Raw genomic sequence first — 19,239 nt, forward strand, 5'->3', positions numbered from 1 at the left:
GCGTTGCCCCGCCCGTTTTCGTCAAGCCGGCCGATGCCCGGCCCGTCGTCCGTCGACAGGAGCGATGCGCTGCGCGCGCGACCCACGCGCACACTTCGGGCTCAAAGCCACGTGCCGCCCTGCCGCTCGCTCGGCGCCTCGGCGAGCGCATCGAAATCGTGAATCCAGTCCAGGTGATGCAGCACGCTGTCGCGTTCGGCCAGACGCGCGTTGCGCGCCTGCGCGGCCGGCCCGTCGGGCAGGTGCAGCACGTCGGCCGCGGAAATCGACGCGTACTGCACCTTGCGCGTACGGCCGCGACGCAGGCGCTCGTACGCTTCCTGCGCTTCGCGCCAGTTGCCCGGGCCTGCCTTCGCCAGTTGCGCCGCCAATACCACAGCATCCTCGATCGATTGATTCGCGCCCTGCCCGTGATGCGGCACCAGCGCGTGCGCGGCGTCGCCGATCAGCGTCACGCGCCCGCGGCTCCAGCGGCCGAGCGGCGGCCGATGGAACAGCCCCCAGCGCTGGCTGATCGGCACGGCGGTGATCATCTGCACCACCGCCGGATGCCAGCCCCTGAACACGCGCAGTTGCTCGCCCTCTTCCGCCGGCATGACCCAGTCGCGCGACGGCCACGGTGACGGATGACGCTCGACCAGCAGGAAATTCTGGTCGCCGTTGTCGCCGATCGGGTAGTGCAGCAGATGCCCATGCGGCCCGACCCAGAACTGGATCGCGTCGGGATCGGGCAGCAGGTCCATGCGCGCGGCCGGTACCACACCGCGAAAGCCCGAGCAGCCCGAATACAGTACATCGTCATAACCGAGCATCCAGCGCCGCGTGATCGAGCGCGCGCCGTCCGCGCCGATCACGAGATCGGCTTCGACGCGCTCGCCGTTGTCGAACGCGAGCGTGACGCGATCGGCATCCTGCGCGAGATCGACCAGCCGATGGCCGAGATGGATGCAGTCGAGACCGACCGCCTTCGACAGCACGGCCTGCAGATCGGCGCGATGCACGCCCCAGTACGCGCCGCCGAATTGCCGGCGATAGTCGGGTTCGCCGCGATGATGGCCGATCACCGCGCCGCTGCGCCCGTCGCGATAGACCAGGCCCGGGATGTCCGCGCACACCGCGTCGAAGGCCGCGCGCAAGCCCATGCGTTCGTAGAAGCGCGTCGCGTTGGCCGACAGCGCGACGGCCGCGCCGACTTCGCGCAACGCGTCGGTCTGCTCGTAGAGCTGCGCGTCGATGCCGTGCTCGCGCAGCGCGAGTGCGAGCGTCAGGCCGCCGATGCCGGCGCCGACGATCGCAATCTTCGGGTTCGTCTGCATGATGAAGGTGTCTCCGATATTCAGATGTGGGGTCTGCGGGCTGCGCAGCGGTCATGTCGAATGCATGCGCCGTATCGGTAGTTTCAGGAGTGGACATTCATCCCGCAATAAAATGAAATGAATCTGCTTCATCACCGAATGCAATGAGCCGGGCAAGGCGAAACCCATGGAACTGAGCGAGATCGACCTCAACCTGCTGCTGCTTTTCCAGCGGCTGATGCAGGAGCGGCGCGTGTCGAGCGTCGCCGAGCAGATGAACATGAGCCAGCCGGGCGTCAGCAACGCGCTCGCGAAGCTGCGCCGCCGGCTCGGCGATCCGCTGTTCGTGCGCGGGCCGGGCGGCGTGGTGCCGACGCCGTTCGCGCTGCGTCTGGCGGAGCCCGTGTCGCACGCACTCGCGACGCTGCATGCCGCGCTCAATCCCGAGACCGGTTTCGATCCGCTGCGCGCCGCGCGCACGCTGACGATCGGCATGACCGATATCGGCGAAGTCGTGTTTCTCCCCGCGCTGCTCGAACACCTGTCGCAAGCGGCGCCGGGCATCGCGCTCAATACCGTGCGCAACACGAGCGTCAACCTGAGCGACGAGATGGCCGACGGCCGCGTCGATCTCGCGATCGGCCTGCTGCCGCAACTCAAGGGCGGGTTCTATCAGCGCCGGCTGTTCGATCAGCGTTATGTGTGCCTGTTCCGGCACGGGCATCCGCTCGAGGATGCGGCGCTGACGGTCGAGGCATGGCGCGACGCCGAGCATCTGGTCGTGGTGTCGGCCGACACCGGCCACGGGCAGGTGGACGAATGGCTGAAGCGGCGCCGCGTGAAGCGCCGGGTGCGGCTGACGGTGCCGCATTTCATGAGCGTGGGCTATATCCTGCAGCGCACCGACCTGATCGCGACCGTGCCGGAGCATCTCGCGCTGCAGCTCGCCGCGCCGTTTTCGCTGGGTTGGCGCGCGTTGCCCGTCACGCTGCCCGGTGCGCCGATTCATATGCTGTGGCATACGCGGGTCAATCAGGACGAAGGGAACCGATGGCTGCGCGGCGTGGTGGTCGATCTGTTCGCGGAGACGGGTGTGCGGGCGCGGAAGGCTGGGCCCGGGCGGAAGAAATAGTCGCGGTTATCGCGCAATCACGGGTACCCAAATCCATGAATCCCAGACGCGTGCATTCGCTCTATCTCAAGCATCGCCCCGAAGTCGATCTCGTCAAATGCGAGTGGATACATCTGCTATCGACCGGCAGCATCGATCGCGACCTGCTTCGGAAAATGCTCTCGACGATTGGCGCCGCGGACGTCCTGATCCACGTCCGCCGCAAGATCGGCGATTTTCTGCCGATCGAACCGGCGATCACCTTTATCGGCGAGAACATCGGCAAAGGCCAGATGCTCGTTTCCGATCGCGCCTTCACGAACTTTGTCGTCGTCGGGCATAACGGGGTGGCGGCGACCTGGCCACAGTGCCTGACGCGAAGTCGGATCGATCGGCTGCCGGGCGACCCGAAGGACGCAGCGGTTTAATCGATCAAGTGCCGGCCAGCATCGCAGTATCGAGCGCGCTCGACGATGTCGTTCGACACCGTGCACCGGGCATTTCGACTACATTGCCGAAATGGCGATGACATCGGTCACCCGCCGCCTCGTTCCTTACTCAACCCGCAGGAAATCAAGCCATGTCTGTCTCGAAGAAATTCGCCGCCGTCACGGGCGCCGGCTCCGGCATCGGTCGGGCAGCAGCAATCGCACTCGCCCAGGCCGGCTTCACCGTCGCGCTGCTCGGACGCACGGAGGCGTCGTTACGCGAAACGCAGGACACCATCCGCGCCGCCGGCGGCGACGCGCAGGTGTTTCCCGCCGACGTCACCGACGAGGCGTCGGTCGACCGCGCGTTTTCGCAAATCGCGCAGCAGTTCGGCCGGCTGGACGTGCTGTTCAACAATGCCGGACGCAACGCCCCGCCCGTTGCCCTCGACGAATACGAATTCGACGTGTGGAACAGCGTCGTCGCGACGAACCTGACCGGCGTCTTTCTGTGCGCGCGGGCCGCGTGGCGCCTGATGAAAGCGCAAACGCCGCAGGGCGGCAGGATCATCAACAACGGCTCGATCTCGGCGCACGCGCCGCGCCCCGATACGATCGCGTACACGGCCACCAAGCATGCGGTGACCGGGATCACGAAATCGCTGGCGCTGGACGGCCGCCGGTACAACATCGCATGCGGCCAGATCGACATCGGCAACGCGGCGACCTCGCTCACGGACCGGATGACGCAAGGCGTCCCGCAAGCGGACGGCAGCCTCGCGCCCGAGGCGCGGATGGACGTCGCGCATGTCGCGAACGCAGTCGTCCAGATGGCGAACCTGCCGCTCGACACGAACATCCTGAACATGACGATCATGGCGACCGCGATGCCTTTCGTTGGGCGCGGATAGCGCGCTGCGGGCGAAAGCGCGTTGCGCTCGCCGCAACGGCCAATTCTTCAGAGCCCGATCACTGAGTCGCCCTGCAGTATCGCTCCAGGCGCTTCGCGACTTCGTCGATCACCTTGACGGGGGCGACTTCCAGCTGCAAATCATGCGTTGTCAGCACCCTGGCGAAAAGATGGAATGCGTCGCCATCGAAATGGAAATGCCCTTGGCGGCCGGAGGAAAACGCGTGGTTTGCGATCTTTTCCAGGTCCTTGTACGAAGCGTCCTCGACATCCCCGTACCCGTATTCGCACAGGATGCCCGTGGCGATCACGGTCCTCATCAGGACCTGAAGCGCGACAAGCGACCCCACACCGGCATGCAGCGCTTCGAGCTGAAGGTGATACTCCAGTGACAAGGCATCGCGTATCGGCCTCGGCAAGGGCAGCAGTTCCGTTTTCGCCTCACGTTGCATGCGGCTGGACTGACTGAGACGATGAGCCCATTTGTTCACGTTCTATTCCACCGGCAATGCGCCGCCTCGACGGCCATGACTACGCGGTGCCTCCAACGGTCATTTCATCCACCCTCACGGTCGGTTGGCCCACGCCCACCGGGATCGACTGCCCCGCCTTGCTGCACGTCGCCCTGCCGGGATCGCAGGCGAGATCGTTGCCGACCAGGCTGATGTTCCGTATGGTGTCCGGGCCGTGGCCCGTGATCGTCGCGCCCTTGACCGGCTCGGTAATCCTGCCGTTTTCGATCAGGTAGGCCTCGGATGCCTCGAAAACGAACTGACCGCTCGTGATGTCGACCTGGCCGCCCTCGAGGCCCGACACGTAGATACCGTTGCGCACCGACTCGATGATTTCCTGCGGCTCGTGGTCCCCGTTCAGCATGAACGTGTTCGTCATGCGCGGCATGGGCGGCGAGGCGTAACCCTCGCGGCGGCCGTTTCCGGTCGGCTCCATTCCCATCAACCTCGCGCTCAGCGCATCCTGCATGTACGCGCGCAGCACGCCGTTCTCGATCAAGGTCGTGCGCCGCGTCGCACACCCTTCGTCGTCGATATTCAAGGAACCGCGGCCCCCCTGGAGCGTTCCGTCGTCGACGATGGTCACATTCCCGGATGCCACCTTTTCGCCGAGGCGTCCCGCGAAGGCGGACGTCCCGCGGCGCACGCCATCGGCTTCCAGTCCATGGCCGACCGCTTCGTGCAACAAGACGCCATTCCAGCCCGGGCCGACCACCACCGTCATTTTTCCGGCCGGCGCCGGCCGCGCCTGCAGCTTCGTGAGGGCAGCCGTCACACGTTCCCGCACGAATGTGCGAAGTTCGTCGTCATCCCACGTCTGGATGCCATAGCGCCCGCCGATCCCCCCGCTAGCGCCCTCAACGCGCGCGCCGGACCTGACGCGCACGTTGATCCACAAGGACAGTTGCGGACGCACATCGCCGCAACTCAGGCCGTCGCATCGCGCGATCCAGATCGTTTCGTGCACGGCGCTCAGCACGGCATGCACTTCGATCACGCGCGGGTCGGCGGCCCGGGCGATCTCGTCGAGCGTCTTCAGAAGCGCGATCTTGTCCGCTCCATCCATCGTCCGCAGTGGATGAGCCGGGTCGTAGAACGATCGTGCCGATGCGGCCGGCCTGCGCTGCATCGCTGCCGAGCCGTCACGCGAAATGCCGCTTCCGGTTTCGCACAGCCGCGACGCAACATGCCGGAGCGCCATCGCGTCGATGCGTTGCGAACTCGCCAGCGTCGCCTGTTCTCCCTTCAACACGCGCAGTCCGAAGCCGCTATCGCAACGATACGAACTCGCGCGCACGGCCCCCCCTTCCAGCGACCATGATTCCGCGGTCGTTTCCTTGAGAAAGATATCCGCAAAATCCCATCGCTGGCCGAGCGCGACGCCCATCGCGGAAAAAAGCGCCGTCTCGTCGACGCCATGCCGGTCCAGCAGCGCGTGCCGCGCCAGCGTGCGGATCTCCTCGCGGGCAGGCCGTAATACCTGCCGCTGCTTCATGTCACTCATGTTTCAAGCTCCCCCGATCTTCATTGCATCGATCAGCCACGATCCGGAGGTCGCCCATCCCCTCGTCAACGCGTCGCTGCCGATCGCCTGTAGTCCGCCGAACATCCGGCGGAGATTCGACGCTATCGTGATACCGCTCACCGGGAACCGGATCTCGCCGTCTTCTACCCAGAACCCCTTGGCGCCGCGGGAGAAATCCCCCGTCAAGCGGTTCACGCCGCCGCCAACCATCTCCGTGACCAGAAGTCCGCGATGCAGCTTCCTCAGCATCGCGGCGAAGTCGTCGCCGGGCCGGGTCCGTGTACTGCGCATTTCGAGGTTGTGAGGCCCATAGCCGTTGCCGGTGGGCGTCAGGTTCAAGCGGCGCGCCGCATAAAGCCCGAGAAACAGCCCGCGCAGGCGGCCGTCCTCCACCACCTTGCGGCGCCCGCCCGGAATGCCGTCGCTGTCGAAGCAGCGGCTGGCCATCCCGCGCTTGACGAACGGATCCTCGTCAAGCTGGACATGCGGCGGAAACAAGGACGAATCGATGTCATCCTTCAAGAACGATCCGCTCCGGTAGAGCGCATCCCCCGATGCCGAGGACACCAGTTCGGCCAGCAGCCCCAGCGACGCCGACGGCTCGAACAGAACCGGGCATTGCTGCGTGGGGACTTGCGTCGCGCCGAGCGCGTCGATGGCTCGCCTGGCGGCCAGCGCCCCGACCTCCTCCGGTTTCGCGAGATCGTCGAATGCGCGACTTGCATGGCCCCAGAAACCGATCTGCTTTTCGCCGGCGCCGAACGCGACGGGCGCACATGCGATCGAATGGACGGACCACGGCGCTGTCGCATGGAACCCCGCCGACGTGGCCAGCAACGACGTGCCCGACATCGTTCTCACCGTTACGCCCTTCGACGCCTTGATCGACGGGTCATGTGCGAGCGCCGCATCCTCGGCGCGTTGCGCATGGGCACCGATGTCGTCGAGCGACCAATTCAGCGGGTGATGGAGATCGAGATCGGGAAAGTCCCTGGCCAACTGGCTCGAATCGGCGAATCCGGCCGCGGGATCGGGCTCGGTTGCGGCGGTGCTCTCGATCGCCGCGCGAACGATCTTTCTCAGCCCGTCGTCCGACAGGTCCGACGATTTCGCGAAAGCACGTTTTCCGTCGCGAAACACCGTCACCGTCATCTCCAGGGTGCCGCAAAAACTGCGTTCCGTCTGCACCCGGTTCGTCACGGTCACGGCGCTCGATTCGGCGGCCTCGATCTCCACGCGCGTCCCCTCCGCGCCCGCCTGCCGCGCGAACGCGATCACGCGCTCCGCCGAACTCGCCAGCTCAGCAGCGACGGTTTGCAACTGCGTACTGCTCGATTGCATCAGCCTGCTCCTCCGCCATGCGGCATCGTGTCGTTGAATGCCTCAGGCGGTCTGCCCGGTGAGCTGAATCAGCATGTCGCCGATCGCGCTGCCCCGCTCGGCCGCGGCGAGATGGCCGTCCTCGTAATAAGACAGGAAACGCCCCACGAGTTGAGGATCGACCTCCGCCACACGCTCCATCAGCGCGCTGCCCCTCGGCGGCTCGACGCCGGCGTCGATTGCCTGCTTGAAGACCCCTTCCGCCAATTGATTCAAGCGCGCATCGTCCTGCGCGCCCCAGTTGCATTTGACCTGCAGCCATTTCCGCATGGAGCCGCAAAGTGAAAAGACGAACTCCTTCAACATGTCCGGATTCCGGGCCAACGAGGACGAAGCGACCTCCAGCACCTCGGCGGCCACGGCAGCACTCCCGTCGCCGAGTTCGGCCGCCGCCTCCCTGGATGCCTGCCTGACGTCCGCCCAGTTCGCGTCCGCCACCGGGGAGCCGTCCATTTCCGCCGCGTGCAGCGAAACCAGCTCGTCACGAATCGCCAGCAACCTCGATTCCCCCTCCAGCGTGTCCGAGACAATCCGGCTCGACAGGATCGACATCAGCAGCCGGCCGGGCAGCGTCGAGAGGTTCGCGCCGACCGGTACGCTTTCCAGCCAGTCCGCCACGAACAGCGCCGCCTTGAAATGGGTGCCTCGATAGCTCGACAGGACCGTCACCGCGTCGACCACATCGGTCGGCATGCCCAACACGGACGCGCACTCGTCCGGATCACGCGAGTCGGCAACGAATTCCAGTGCGCCGCTGATCTTTTCCGGCCACATGGGGGTGCCCAGCGCGGCTTGCTTGTGCTCCAGATAATCGAGCAACCGTGCGATGCGAGCCGCTTTCACCTGCGGATCGCCGCCGAACGCGCGAAGCGTCACTTCGGGCTTGGCCAGCTGCGTGACGGTTCCCAGGTGCGCATCGAGATAACTCGCCAGTTGCGTGGCCGACCGCGGTCCCACGATGCGGCCCGCCTCATGGCCGCCGTTCATGAGCACCAGGGCGGGAATACCGCGCACACCGAAACGCTCGCGCAAGGACGGATGCTCGTCGACGTTGACCTTGACGATGTCGACCTTGCCGTCGAAGTTCCGCGCCACCTTCTCGAGCGTCGGCGCCAGCGCCTTGCACGGCCCGCACCATTCGGCCCAGAAGTCGACCAGCACCGGACGGCTGTTCATCATCACGTCGGCCTCGAAGCTCGCGGCGGTCACACTTTTCAAATCGCTCATTTCACGTTCCTGTCCATAAGTTCGGTTTCGTCGGACCTTGCCCCCGGTGAGGAGCAAGCGTCCTGACGGGATCACGGTGTCATGCCGGGCAAGCAGACGAAGCCGGGCCGGTCAGGCCGGCCGCGACCGCGGATGCCCGTTCCGGTGAAAAGTCGAGGGTCTGCTGATGAAAGGCCAGCAACTCCTTTCGATGCGCGACGCTGAGGATCGTGGCCTGAGGTAGCCGGTCGATCAGCAGTTGGTAGAGCGTTCGCTCGCTCTCGGTGTCGAGCGCCGACGTGCATTCATCGAGAAATATCGTGGTCGGGCTGGCCAGCAACACGCGTGCGAACGCCACCCGCTGCTGCTCTCCGCCGGAAAGCCTGTCGCTCCAGCGATCGGCGTCCAGCATCGATGCAACGTGCGCATCGAGGCCGCATGCGCGCAGGACGTCCGCGCATTGACCGTCGGTGTACGTCGATTCCTCGTGCGGATACGCGATCGCCGCCTTCAACGTGCCGACGGGGATGTAGCTGCGCTGCGGAACGAACATCGTTCCTTCGGCACTGCAGGTGACGATGCCCTCGCCGTAGGGCCAGAGGCCCGCGAGCGCTCTGAGCAGCGTGCTTTTCCCGCTTCCGGAGCGCCCACGGATCAGACAGCGCGAACCGGGTGCGAGCGAGAAGTCGGGCACACGGGCAATCTCCGCGCCGGCTGCGTCGCGCAGAACCAACCCGTTGGCGCCTACGGCTCCGCTCTCGCCGGCGGTCAACACGACGTTTCCCCGCGAATCCAGCGCGTTCACGTAGAGAAATTCCCGAAGCCGGTTCGCTTCAGCGCGCCACGCGGTGAATCCCAGATAAGCCTGGGGAAAGAAGGCCAGGGAACTCGACACGGAATTAAATGCGCTGTTCGACCGCATCAACCCGCCCAGCGTCAGCCCTCCGGTCATCAACTGCGGCAGAACCAGCAAGGTAGGCACCACCAGGCTGAACTGCCCGACGATATTGGTAAACAGCGAGACCCGCGTGTTGACCCACAACAGCGTATAGAGATTCGAAACGACGAGGCGGAAGGCGCCGTTCAATCGCGTGCTTTCCGCGTCCTTGCCATCGAAGAAGGCGATCTGCTCGGCGAACTCGCGCACCCGCACCATCAGCACGCGGAAGTCTCCCTCCACGCGGTTCTGCTTGGCGTTGAGTGTGATCAGGCGCCGCCCCAGAAGATGGGTGGCGCCGAAAATCACGCCTTGATAGAGAAAAACGGCATAGACCAGGTATCCATGGATGCTGTATTCGTGTCCGCCGATATCGAGGTTCAGCGAACGCCCGATCGACCACAAGACCACGCTGAAGCTCACGATGCTCACCGGTACCTGGAGCACACCCATCGACAGCAACAAGGTGTCCCTGACGAACTGCTTCGCATCCTCCGCGATACGCTGATCGATGTTCTCGAGCGCGCGGTCGCGTTCGATGCGGTAGTAGGTATGGCTGGCCAGCCACTGATCGGCCAGCCAGGTCGTCAGCCATCGCCGCCAGCGAATCTCGACGATCGATTGCAGCACCACCGTGGACACCGTCAGCGCAGCTGCGGCCATCGACACCAGCAGGAACTGCAACAGCAAGTGCGGCAGCGCCGGAAACCTGCCGGATCCCACGGCGTCATAGAACGTGCCGGTCCATCGATTGAGCCAGACCGCGATATACGTATGACTCCAGCCCGCACCGAGTACATAGGCGAGCATCAATGCCGACAGCATGCCCTCTCGGGTGGTCCAGTACGGCTTGATCAGCTTCCAGACGGTGGGAAAGCGGCGTCTGGCGTCCCGATCCTCGGCCCGGTCCGTCGGGAATGCCCGATTCCCGATCATTGCTGGCCCTTGGTCGGTTGCATGACGAAATTGATCTTGTTCAGCCCGCCGCCCTGCAGCGCCGCGAGTATCGTGGCGACCTTCCCGTATTCGACGTGCTCGTCGGCATTGATGTTGACGGCCGGAGGATCGCCCTGCTTCGAAGCCGCCTCGACACGCAGCTTCAGCGCGGCATCGTCGACCACATCCTTGTTCCACAGCACGGTCTTGTCAGCCGTGATCGACAGGTCGATGTCCTGCGTTTTCGACTGGGCGGGCTGTGCCGCGGCCTTGGGCAGATCGACCTTCACCGCCTTGTTGATGACAGGCAGCGTCACGATGAAAATGATCAGCAGAACCAACATGACGTCGATCAGCGGCGTCATGTTGATGTCGTTCATCACGCCTTCGTCGTTGTTGCCATCCATGAGAATCGACACGATTGGCTCCCGATCAGGCGGCGGCGTTGACGCGCTTGCTCGTCGCCGGCGCCGCGGGCACCGGGCGAACGTCGCAGCGGGCCTTGGCGCCTGTCACGAAGTACACGTGCAACTCGTGCACGAACCGGTTCAGGCGATGGCTCACCCGCTTGTTGCCTCGATTGACGTAGTTGAATCCGAGCACGGCGGGGATCGCCACGAACAGGCCGATCGCCGTCATGATCAGCGACTCGCCGACCGGGCCCGCGACATGATCGAGGCTGGCCTGTCCCGACACGCCGATGGCCATCAGCGCGTGATAGATGCCCCACACGGTCCCGAACAGGCCGACGAACGGCGCGGTACTGCCGATCGACCCGAGGATGGCCAGGCCGTTCTGCAGGCGGGCAACCTCGTCGTCGAAGGCGTTGCGCAGGCCGCGCGCCACCCATTCGCTGCTGCTGAGGCTTCCTTGCAGCGACGCGTCGCCACCGGCCTGCTGGTCGTTCGCCTCACGGCCGGCAAGCGCCACGGCGCGATACGGATTGTCGGTGCCGTCGCCCAGGGCCTCGATGCCGTCATCGAGCGACGGCGTGGACCAGAAGCGCGTCTGCGCACGTTTTCCCATGGTCTCGAGGCGTCGATTCGCCAAGCCCTTGGTCACGATGACGAACCACGACACGATCGACATGCCGAGAAGAAAGACGAAGATGAACCGGGTGATGAAGTCGCCCTGCTGCCAGACGTTGGCGATGCCGTACTGTTCCATTTTTTTGCTCCGTTTATTCCAGGTCAGTCATTCAGGTTGAAGGCGATCGGCTGCTCGGCCTCTACGGCACGGGCAATACCGGCAGTCGTGTAGGGCTGGCAATGGCCGGCCTCGATCGCCGCCAGCGCTGCCGCATCCAGCAGCGGATAGCCGCTGCTTTGCGCAACCCGCGCCGTCTTGACCGCACCGTCCACGCCGATGTTCAGCCTCACCACCACCGTGCCTTGCTGCTCCAGCCGCCGTGCCTTCGGCGGATAGTCCGGCTGCGGGATACGGCAACCGAGCTGCTTGAGTTCCGCGCTGCTGATCTGCTTCGGGGTATCGAGCAGCTTGGGCCCCGGCGCGGGTTCGGACGGCGCCGCAGCGGTGGGCGCGGCCGCGCTGGGCGCCCGAACCGGCAACGGCGCGGGCTCGACCGGTTTGACGGGCTCGGTCCTTGCGGGCTCGACCGTTCGTGCGGCCGGCGCATCCGAGGAAAGCAAGGGCGCCGTCTTTCGAACCACCGGTTTTTCGACGGGCTTGGGCTTGGGTTCCGGCTTCCGCTCAGGCTTGGGCTCGGGCTTGGGCTGCGGCCGCGCGACGGGCTCGGGCGTCGGCGCGACAACGAGCCTGACCTGAACCGAAGCACCGGAGGCCCGGTCGGCCTCTAGCCGGGTCAGGTCCACGCTGCGATGAACGATCAGATACAGCCCCAGTGCGTGCGCCAGCACGACCGCGCCCCCGATCGCCGCGCGCCGCAATCGCGCCCGCGAATGAGTGATGCGCTCAGGATTCGACATGCCGCCGCTCCACGGCCGAGTATCGAGGGTGTCAGAAATCATAGGTGCCGGTGAGCATGACGGTCCGCTCCGGTCCCATCGGGATCAGGGTTGACGTCGTGCTGCTGTAGTAGAGCTTGCGATTGAACACGTTCTTGATCGAAAGATTGAGGCCGTATCCCTTCTTTCGATAGAACACACCGAGATCCGTCTCCACCTGGCTGGGGATGCGGTACGCCGAGCCCGAGCCGATGTACTGCCCGCTCGCAAAAAACAGCCCGGCGCCGACACCGAAACCCTGGAGCTTCTCGGAGCGGAAGTTGTAGGTGGCCCACAGGCTGGCGCTGTTCTTGGGCAGGTTGACCGCGAGCTTGGTCCCCGAGGGCTGCACGAAGTCGTTATACGTGTAGCTTCCTACCAGGTTGACGCCGGGCAACGGCTGGCCGCTGATCTCAGCTTCGAATCCCCGGCTGACGGCACCGCCGGCGGGAAGATAGAAACCGCGATGGACCGGGTCGGAGACGTTGTAGTTGCTGAACGAGGTGCGATAGGCCGAGGTCGTGATGGCCAGTTTGTCGTCCAGTAGATTGAACTTCATGCCCACTTCGACTTGCTGGCTGATCTGCGGGGGGAGCACACCGCCACCGAATTGAGTCGCCGTGCCCGGCTGAAAACCGCGGTTGTAGCTGGCGTAGGCGGCAACCTCGGACGTCAGTTCGTAGAGCAGGCCGAGGCTCGGGCTATAAGCGTTCTGATGATTTCCGGGTGAAGCGCTGCCGCCCGTCGTGATTGTCGTGTAGGTATCCCGGCGCACCGACGCAAGTGCGTGAAAATTCTGGTAGGAGAACTGATCTTGGAGATACAAACCGGTTTGCGTGAAGCTGCTGGCGGATGTCGGCGCCAGGTTTCCCGTATCGGGTGAAGGAAGCGAATACGACCCGAAAATGTTCGGCACCGAAATGAATTTAAATGTCGTGGTGTCGGACTGATACCGGTTATAGTGGATAAGATCCCAACCCGCGATCACGGTATTTTTCGCGCCGCCGATATCGAACTTGGCTCGCACGTAGTTCTGCAAGCTCCAGCTGTAGAAATCTGTGATCGAATCGAAGTTGAAGAACGCCGCACCATTAGTTGCCGAGAGCGGCGTGGCCGTTGCCCAGGCCTGCTGCACCTGTTGGGTCCGCGTGTAGGAAGCCTTGCTCACGAAGGTGAGCGACTTCGAAAGCTTCTGCTCGAGGCGAAGGAAAACATTGTCGGTTTGCGCACCGAAGTGATCGGACGGTGTGCCAAGCGGCTTGTCGATATAGTTTCGGTAGATATCACCCTTCGCATAGCCGACGGTGAATTGGGGAACCGGCTCGCGATTGACGGTGCGCTCATAGCCCACCGTCAAATCCGTGGTCGAATCCTTCCATTGCAGGGTTGGGGCAAAGTAGAAATTTCGCTCGCCGTCATATCCCATGGCGTTCTGGCCGACCCGCTCGCCCGAGATGACGAAGCGATATCGGAGCTTCTTGTCGTCGGTGATCGCGCCCGTACTGTCCAGCGCGATCTGCGTGGCGCCGTAGGAGCCGTAGCTCAACTGGATTTCGTGAAACGGATCGGCCTGCGGCGTCTTCTTGACGATATTGATGACGCCCCCCGGCGGGCTGTTGCCATTCACGATGGCCGAGGGCCCCTTGACCACTTCAACGCTCGAGATGGCGATCGTCGGCGTGACATTGGGCGCGGACCCGACAGTCGCGAGCCCATCCGATGTGAGGTTTTGCGCTACAAACCCACGAATCACGTACTGCGGCACGCCAAGCGGCCCCGGCCGCGTCACGACACCGGAAGCATTCCTCAGCACATCGGAGAGCGACTGAGCAGCCTGGCTCTGGATCACCGCCGCATTGATGACGCTGACCGATTTCGGCGTCTCGCTGAGCGGGACGTCCGAGCGTGCATAGGTGGACGACGATTCCGCGACGAAGCCGGTACCGCCTGAATCCCTGCTGGCCGCCACGCTGATGAGAGGCAAGGTGGTGTCCACCTGCGCCGTGGTCGCCGCGGCACCGGCAGCGGCCGGCGCCGACGCCCCCCCCTTGGCATCCGCCTTGACGTGAGCCAGCGTGTAACCGCCGTTCGCCGTCGGAACCAGGTCGAGGCCCGTGCCCTGCAAGGCCTTGCGGATCGCGGCCTCGGCCGAATACGTGCCGTCCACCGGCGCCGATTTGAGCGACTGCACCAATGACGCGTCATAGCTCAACGGAAGCTGCGCGATCCTGGCGATCTCCACCAACGTGCGGTCCAGCGGACCGCTCGGCAGATGGTAGGTGCGTTGTTCCGCCTGTTGCGCATACGCCGCGGACACCATGAAAGTCTGGGCAACCGCCATTGCGATCGCCATTGCCGCAACGTTGCGGGCCATACCCTTGCCGTCGAACTTGATCCCCACGATGCACCCATCCCTAGTCGGTTGTATTTCGGCAAAACGCCTGTCTTGTTCCACACGATCGAGAAGTCGAGAAGCGGTCGACCGCAACGGCATGCCTTCCCCCCTTCACTCCCGGCTTCGCTCGAGGCCGCTGGCCCCGGCAGGCTTGCCGGCTCCTCATCCACATGAAAAAGTCTAGCGATCCCGCCCGGAATACTTTTTTGAAAGAATTCGTCCTTCGCGCCATTTCCGGTTTTTTATTCCCACCGAATGCGCCGTCTTTGAAAATTCAATCCGGCAGGCGGAATCCGCAGACAAGAAAATCAGCAAACGTAATCGAGGGGCAACCTCGTCGTATGCTTGATGGTCTCCATCGAGAAACTCGAACTCACATCGAAAATTTCCAGCTCGCTGATCAAGCGCTTGTACACGCCGTCATACCCGGCGATGTGCGGAACGACCACCTTCAGCAGGTAGTCGATGTGACCGCTCATGCGGTACACCTCGATCACCTCGGGGATGTCGGCGACCACGTCGCAGAAGCGTTTGAGCCAGGCGGCCGTATGCTGCGCAGTCCTGATTTCGACGAGCACGGTCACGCCGACATTGAGCTTGTCGGCGTCGAGCAGAGCGACTCGGCGGGCGATGACGCCGTCCTGCTCGAGCTTCTGTATGCGGCGCCAGCAAGGCGTCGTCGACAAATGCACGCGATCGGCGATTTCCGCCACTGAAAGCGTGCTGTCCTCTTGCAGGACTGTCAGGATGGCCTTGTCGATATGGTCGATCACAGTTCCCCCCTTCGGGACAAGGTAAGCGTCGCAGGCATTCGGACGCCTTCATTCACCTTGTGCAACGAAGCGGGAAAAGTGACACCGGGAAAGAAAAAAATTTTTGCGCCCCGGCTGAACGGGGCGCGGCGTCAAGCCTCTGAGGCGACGGCCAGAACCTTGCCATACACGGCAAGGGAAAGTCCCAGGCCATTGGCGAGCTGGCGCAGCGCCGCCTCGGCGTCGTTGAGTGGGAACACGCCGCTGACCCGGCGAGCGAGCGCGGCCCGCGGAAACCGGATATAGCCGCCGTAGTAGCGGCCCAGCGTCTCGAGGATGTCGGGCAGCGGGCGATCCAGGACGACGAGCGTGCCGCGGCTCCAGGCGAAGATGTCGGCGGCCGTCTCGGGCATGCGGGCGATGCGCCCCGGCGATAGCGACCAGACCGAACCATCGCCGATGCGGACACTGCCGCCGCGCGGCGTCGCAAGGGTTGCATCCCCCCCCTGCACCGCGACCACGGTGTGATATCGCAATGTATCGACGCTCAGGCGAGCGTGGCTCGTGATTGCCGTCCCGTCCCGCGTCCTCACGGCGAACTGCGAGCGGTTCGTCGTGGCGGGACTCGTCAGGATCTGGCCGGACGCAAGATAGACGTCGCCGCGTGCGCCGTCCCGTGTCCAATAAACACGCGCCGATGCCCCGAGGACGATCGGTGTCCCGTCTTTCAGCGCCACGGCCTGCGGCGTCCGATCGCCATTGTGATAGTCGGCGTCGAGCGAATACGCCCGGACCAGTTCTCGCGTCCCGATCGCGGCCAGCGCCAGCGCCCCCACCCCGGCGCCAGCCTTCAACATGCGGCGCCTCGCACGAGACGGCTCGTTCAGCGCGCTTCGCACCGCCGTGCCGGGCGCGTTCCGCAGGGAGGCAAACCGCGCCAGCCCTTCCTGGAGCCGTATCCACGCCGCTTCGTGCGCGGGATCGGCGCGGCGCCATGCCTCGAAGCCATCGCGATCCTGCTGCGTGGCGTCCTCGGCACGCAACCGGACCTCCCACTGAACGGCTTCCTCCGCGCACGCATCGACGGGGCCGGCGCCACGCGGGGCCTTCAACTGATCAGAAAGCATCGGGTAAGCGCCTGGGCGATATATTTGCGAACCATGCTTGTCGAGACGCCGAGTCGAGCGGCAATCTCGGAATACGTGAGGCCGTCGATCTGGCTGTAGATAAAGGCACTTTTCGCTTTCGGAGACAATCCATCGAGCGCCTGATCGATCAGGAACAATGCCTGGGAAATCTCGACGATCGATTCGGCGGACGGCGCGAGGGGCTCCTCGACGGTGAGGAGCGCCTCATGATAAGCGCGCTCGAGATCCCGGCGGCGCCACATCTCGAAGGTGAGACGCTGGGCGATGACGGTCAGCCACGCTCGAGGCTCGCGAATACCCGGCGGGTCATCGACGCCGGCAAGCGCCTCGAACGACGACGACGCAAGATCCTCGGCATCGGCCGGCGATCCGACACGACGCAGCAGCTTCGCCTTCAGCCATCCGTAGCTGGCCCGAAACTCGTTGGCAAGCCAAACCGAGCGGGAATGAGGCGACTCGTCGTCGCTCCTTTCCAGCTTGTCGAGAGGCTGTGCTGCCGGGCCAGTGCTCATGTGCCAATTTCCAAAGCGATGGCGCGATGGGCGTGCGCTGCAGGATGCCAATCATCTGCCCAAATGCAACGTCATGCCCCGCTAGATTGGTGTCGTAGTATGCCATTTCAAAATCGCCGCATACCGGCGCGATACCAATCCAAAACCCGACGTCCGGGGCGGTCATTCGCGACGCCGGGACGACCAGGACGCCCCGATCACGTCGCGGAGCCGCAGGCCGCCCCGAATCATGCTCGCTCAACTGGCTGCCAGATATCGCTGCGGCGATTCGCCCCTGATCCGTCGGAACATGACGACGATTGTGGTTGTATGACCTGCCCCATCAATAGCGCCAATGGACTTCTAGCAAAGTCCCTTTAAACCAGCTCCTGGAATGCGGCAGGAGCATCCGCTGTTGCCTGATGTTTCGCCGCGAACTCCGATGGCGAGAGGTAATTCAGTGCGCTGTGCGGCCTTTGCTCGTTGTAGTCTTGACGCCATGCCGCGATGACAGCGCGAGCGTGGGCAAGCGTCGTAGACCAGTGCTCGTTAAGGCATTCATCGCGGAACTTGCCGTTGAACGATTCGATGTACGCATTCCGCGTCGGCTTGCCGGCCTGAATCAACTTCATGGTGACGCCACTTGCGTAGGCCCACTGGCCGAGCGCGCGGCTCGTGAATTCGGGCCCCTGGTCTGTTCGCACCGCTTTGGGATCGCCTCGGAAGCGGGCGCCCGTTTGTGATTGGCGTGCGTTCCTTCGCGTTCCACCAGGGCATGCAGCCGACGGTGGCCGAAGCGGCGACGCTCGTGCGCCAGCTCCACCAGACGCGCCGTCAACGCTTCATTCTCATGGTCCGGCTTCGCACTCGTAGTGCAACATGCTGCGAGAAAGCCCGACGAGCCGGCAGGCGCGGCGCTCCGATAGCACTGGACGTCTCATCGAGGACGCATTGCCATCGATCGACGTGGATCGAAGTTGCCCCAGATCGCCGGCATAGCGCCTACACACTAGAAATGAAACGAATAATCGGAGAAAACTTAAACGATAATCCATTGAAAATACTGACGCTTACTCCACGCACAATCCTCAAACATCCGCATCCGGAATCCGCGCCGACTGAATCACGACCAGCGTGTCCCCCTTCTCGATCCGGCATGGCGGATCTTCATAAAACGACTGGATCTTCCCGCAGCGATCGAGCCCGACCACGATCGCGCCCGGCACGACATTGGTCATGCAGCCGATCTCGTGCGGCAGCGCCTCGCGCTCGATCAGCGTCGCGCGCCCGCGCGTCGACAGCATGTCGTTCACGAACGGCACGATATAGCGGCTATGCACCGCATCCGCAAGCAGCAGCGCGCCGATCTTCGTCGACGACACGATCACGTCCGCACCGGCCTGCCGCAGTTGCCGCTGGTACAGGTTCTCCTGAATCCGCACGACGATCTTCGTCTCGGGCGCGATGCTGCGCACCGACAGCGTCAGCAGGATCGCGGTCGGATCGTCGGTCACCGAGATGATCACGGCCTTCGCCGCGCGCACCTGTGCCTGCTGGAGCAGATCCTCATGCGCGGGATCGCCGAGCAGCCCCGTCACGCCGAGCGACGTCGCGGCCTCGAGCGCCTGCTGCTGCGAATCGATCACGATGATCGTCGCGGCATCGACGCCGCTCTCGAGCAGCTCGCGCACGGCGATCGACCCCGACAGGCCGTAACCGCACACGACGATGTGATCGGACAATTGCTTTTGCAGACGTTTCATGCGGAATTCCTCGATGACGCGCTGGATCACGAACTGATACGCCGTGCCCAGGAAAATGAACCAGATGACGATGCGGATCGGCACGATGAAGAACGCATCGATCAGGCGGGCGCGCGCGGTGACGGGCACGATGTCGCCGTAGCCGACCGTCGCGACGGTGACCATCGTGAAGTACACGAGATCGGCGACGGTCATCGGCGTGCTCTTGGTCGAATCGCGCAGGCCGTCGCGATCGACATACAGCACGAGGAACGCGAGCACGCACAACAGCGCGACCGCACCGACGCGAAACAGCAGCGTGCGCCGCGGCGACGTCGCGGGACGCGTGAACAGCATGCGCGCACGCGGCGCCTGCCACGGATTGCGGGCGCGACGCAGGCGTGAGCGCAACGAACGGCGCTGGGCGGAAGGCGAGGCCAACGGGGAATCTCCTGAAGGATGCGGGCTCGATTCTACGACGGGAAGGCAGCGATCCGACCCGACATC

At 64.2% G+C, this 19,239-nt stretch carries 17 protein-coding genes and 1 pseudogene; 3 read left to right on the plus strand and 15 right to left on the minus strand.

Going from position 1 to position 19,239, the window contains the following annotated elements; genetic code table 11:
• Window positions 1–101 precede the first annotated feature (101 nt).
• On the minus strand, window positions 102–1,316 hold the full coding sequence (locus ACM6JT_RS21950; protein WP_414857268.1) for an FAD-dependent monooxygenase: 1,215 nt from the start codon (window positions 1,314–1,316) through the stop codon (window positions 102–104).
• Window positions 1,317–1,482: 166 nt separating this feature from the next.
• Here ACM6JT_RS21950 and ACM6JT_RS21955 point away from each other — a divergent pair, with 166 nt between their 5' ends.
• The 3 genes from ACM6JT_RS21955 to ACM6JT_RS21965 all read left to right on the plus strand — a co-directional run bounded on the left by ACM6JT_RS21955 (window position 1,483) and on the right by ACM6JT_RS21965 (window position 3,745).
• Window positions 1,483–2,427, plus strand: a complete 945-nt coding sequence (locus tag ACM6JT_RS21955; protein WP_414857269.1) for a LysR family transcriptional regulator — start codon at window positions 1,483–1,485, stop codon at window positions 2,425–2,427.
• A 35-nt stretch (window positions 2,428–2,462) separates the two neighbouring features.
• The gene (locus ACM6JT_RS21960) at window positions 2,463–2,834 is read left to right on the plus strand and encodes a hypothetical protein (protein ID WP_111020042.1); all 372 of its coding nucleotides are present in this window, start codon (window positions 2,463–2,465) and stop codon (window positions 2,832–2,834) included.
• Window positions 2,835–2,986: 152 nt separating this feature from the next.
• Entirely contained in the window at window positions 2,987–3,745 is a 759-nt protein-coding gene (locus ACM6JT_RS21965; protein ID WP_414857270.1) for an SDR family oxidoreductase, read from the plus strand.
• A gap of 58 nt (window positions 3,746–3,803) precedes the next feature.
• Here the strand turns inward: ACM6JT_RS21965 and ACM6JT_RS21970 are convergent, their stop codons facing one another.
• The 14 genes and pseudogenes from ACM6JT_RS21970 to ACM6JT_RS22035 form a co-directional block, all read right to left on the minus strand.
• Window positions 3,804–4,235 (minus strand): Fis family transcriptional regulator, encoded by a 432-nt coding sequence (locus ACM6JT_RS21970; protein WP_414857271.1) that lies wholly within the window; start codon window positions 4,233–4,235, stop codon window positions 3,804–3,806.
• A gap of 40 nt (window positions 4,236–4,275) precedes the next feature.
• Window positions 4,276–5,751, minus strand: coding sequence for a metalloprotease TldD (gene tldD, locus ACM6JT_RS21975; protein WP_105392494.1), 1,476 nt, complete (start codon window positions 5,749–5,751; stop codon window positions 4,276–4,278).
• A 12-nt stretch (window positions 5,752–5,763) separates the two neighbouring features.
• Entirely contained in the window at window positions 5,764–7,122 is a 1,359-nt protein-coding gene (locus ACM6JT_RS21980; protein WP_105392493.1) for a TldD/PmbA family protein, read from the minus strand.
• Window positions 7,123–7,164: 42 nt separating this feature from the next.
• Entirely contained in the window at window positions 7,165–8,388 is a 1,224-nt protein-coding gene (gene trxA / locus ACM6JT_RS21985) for a thioredoxin (protein WP_414857272.1), read from the minus strand.
• A gap of 79 nt (window positions 8,389–8,467) precedes the next feature.
• Window positions 8,468–10,240, minus strand: a complete 1,773-nt coding sequence (locus tag ACM6JT_RS21990; protein ID WP_414857273.1) for an ABC transporter ATP-binding protein/permease — start codon at window positions 10,238–10,240, stop codon at window positions 8,468–8,470.
• Complete coding sequence (locus tag ACM6JT_RS21995; RefSeq protein WP_082146233.1) at window positions 10,237–10,659, minus strand: ExbD/TolR family protein; 423 nt, start codon at window positions 10,657–10,659, stop codon at window positions 10,237–10,239. The genes ACM6JT_RS21990 and ACM6JT_RS21995 overlap by 4 nt, the downstream gene beginning before the upstream one ends.
• Before the next feature lie 13 nt (window positions 10,660–10,672).
• Window positions 10,673–11,407, minus strand: a complete 735-nt coding sequence (locus tag ACM6JT_RS22000) for a MotA/TolQ/ExbB proton channel family protein (protein WP_131949485.1) — start codon at window positions 11,405–11,407, stop codon at window positions 10,673–10,675.
• Between the two features lie 23 nt (window positions 11,408–11,430).
• Window positions 11,431–12,186, minus strand: coding sequence for a TonB family protein (locus tag ACM6JT_RS22005; RefSeq protein WP_414857274.1), 756 nt, complete (start codon window positions 12,184–12,186; stop codon window positions 11,431–11,433).
• A gap of 31 nt (window positions 12,187–12,217) precedes the next feature.
• Window positions 12,218–14,578: a TonB-dependent siderophore receptor gene (locus ACM6JT_RS22010; protein WP_414857490.1), complete on the minus strand. Its 2,361-nt coding sequence runs from the start codon at window positions 14,576–14,578 to the stop codon at window positions 12,218–12,220.
• 329 nt (window positions 14,579–14,907) lie between these two features.
• Window positions 14,908–15,372 (minus strand): Lrp/AsnC family transcriptional regulator, encoded by a 465-nt coding sequence (locus tag ACM6JT_RS22015; RefSeq protein WP_105392488.1) that lies wholly within the window; start codon window positions 15,370–15,372, stop codon window positions 14,908–14,910.
• Window positions 15,373–15,503: 131 nt separating this feature from the next.
• Window positions 15,504–16,478 (minus strand): DUF4880 domain-containing protein, encoded by a 975-nt coding sequence (locus ACM6JT_RS22020; protein ID WP_105392487.1) that lies wholly within the window; start codon window positions 16,476–16,478, stop codon window positions 15,504–15,506.
• The gene (locus tag ACM6JT_RS22025; protein ID WP_105392523.1) at window positions 16,460–17,011 is read right to left on the minus strand and encodes a sigma-70 family RNA polymerase sigma factor; all 552 of its coding nucleotides are present in this window, start codon (window positions 17,009–17,011) and stop codon (window positions 16,460–16,462) included. Before ACM6JT_RS22025 ends, ACM6JT_RS22020 begins: the two co-directional genes overlap by 19 nt.
• 356 nt (window positions 17,012–17,367) lie before the next feature.
• Window positions 17,368–17,916 (minus strand): annotated as a pseudogene (locus ACM6JT_RS22030) (integrase core domain-containing protein); the annotation flags it as partial.
• A gap of 162 nt (window positions 17,917–18,078) precedes the next feature.
• Window positions 18,079–19,173 (minus strand): potassium channel family protein, encoded by a 1,095-nt coding sequence (locus ACM6JT_RS22035; protein WP_034180323.1) that lies wholly within the window; start codon window positions 19,171–19,173, stop codon window positions 18,079–18,081.
• Window positions 19,174–19,239 lie beyond the last annotated feature (66 nt).

Source organism: Burkholderia sp. IT-111MI5 (genome assembly GCF_949752865.1).
GTDB classification, from domain to species: domain Bacteria; phylum Pseudomonadota; class Gammaproteobacteria; order Burkholderiales; family Burkholderiaceae; genus Burkholderia; species Burkholderia pyrrocinia_C.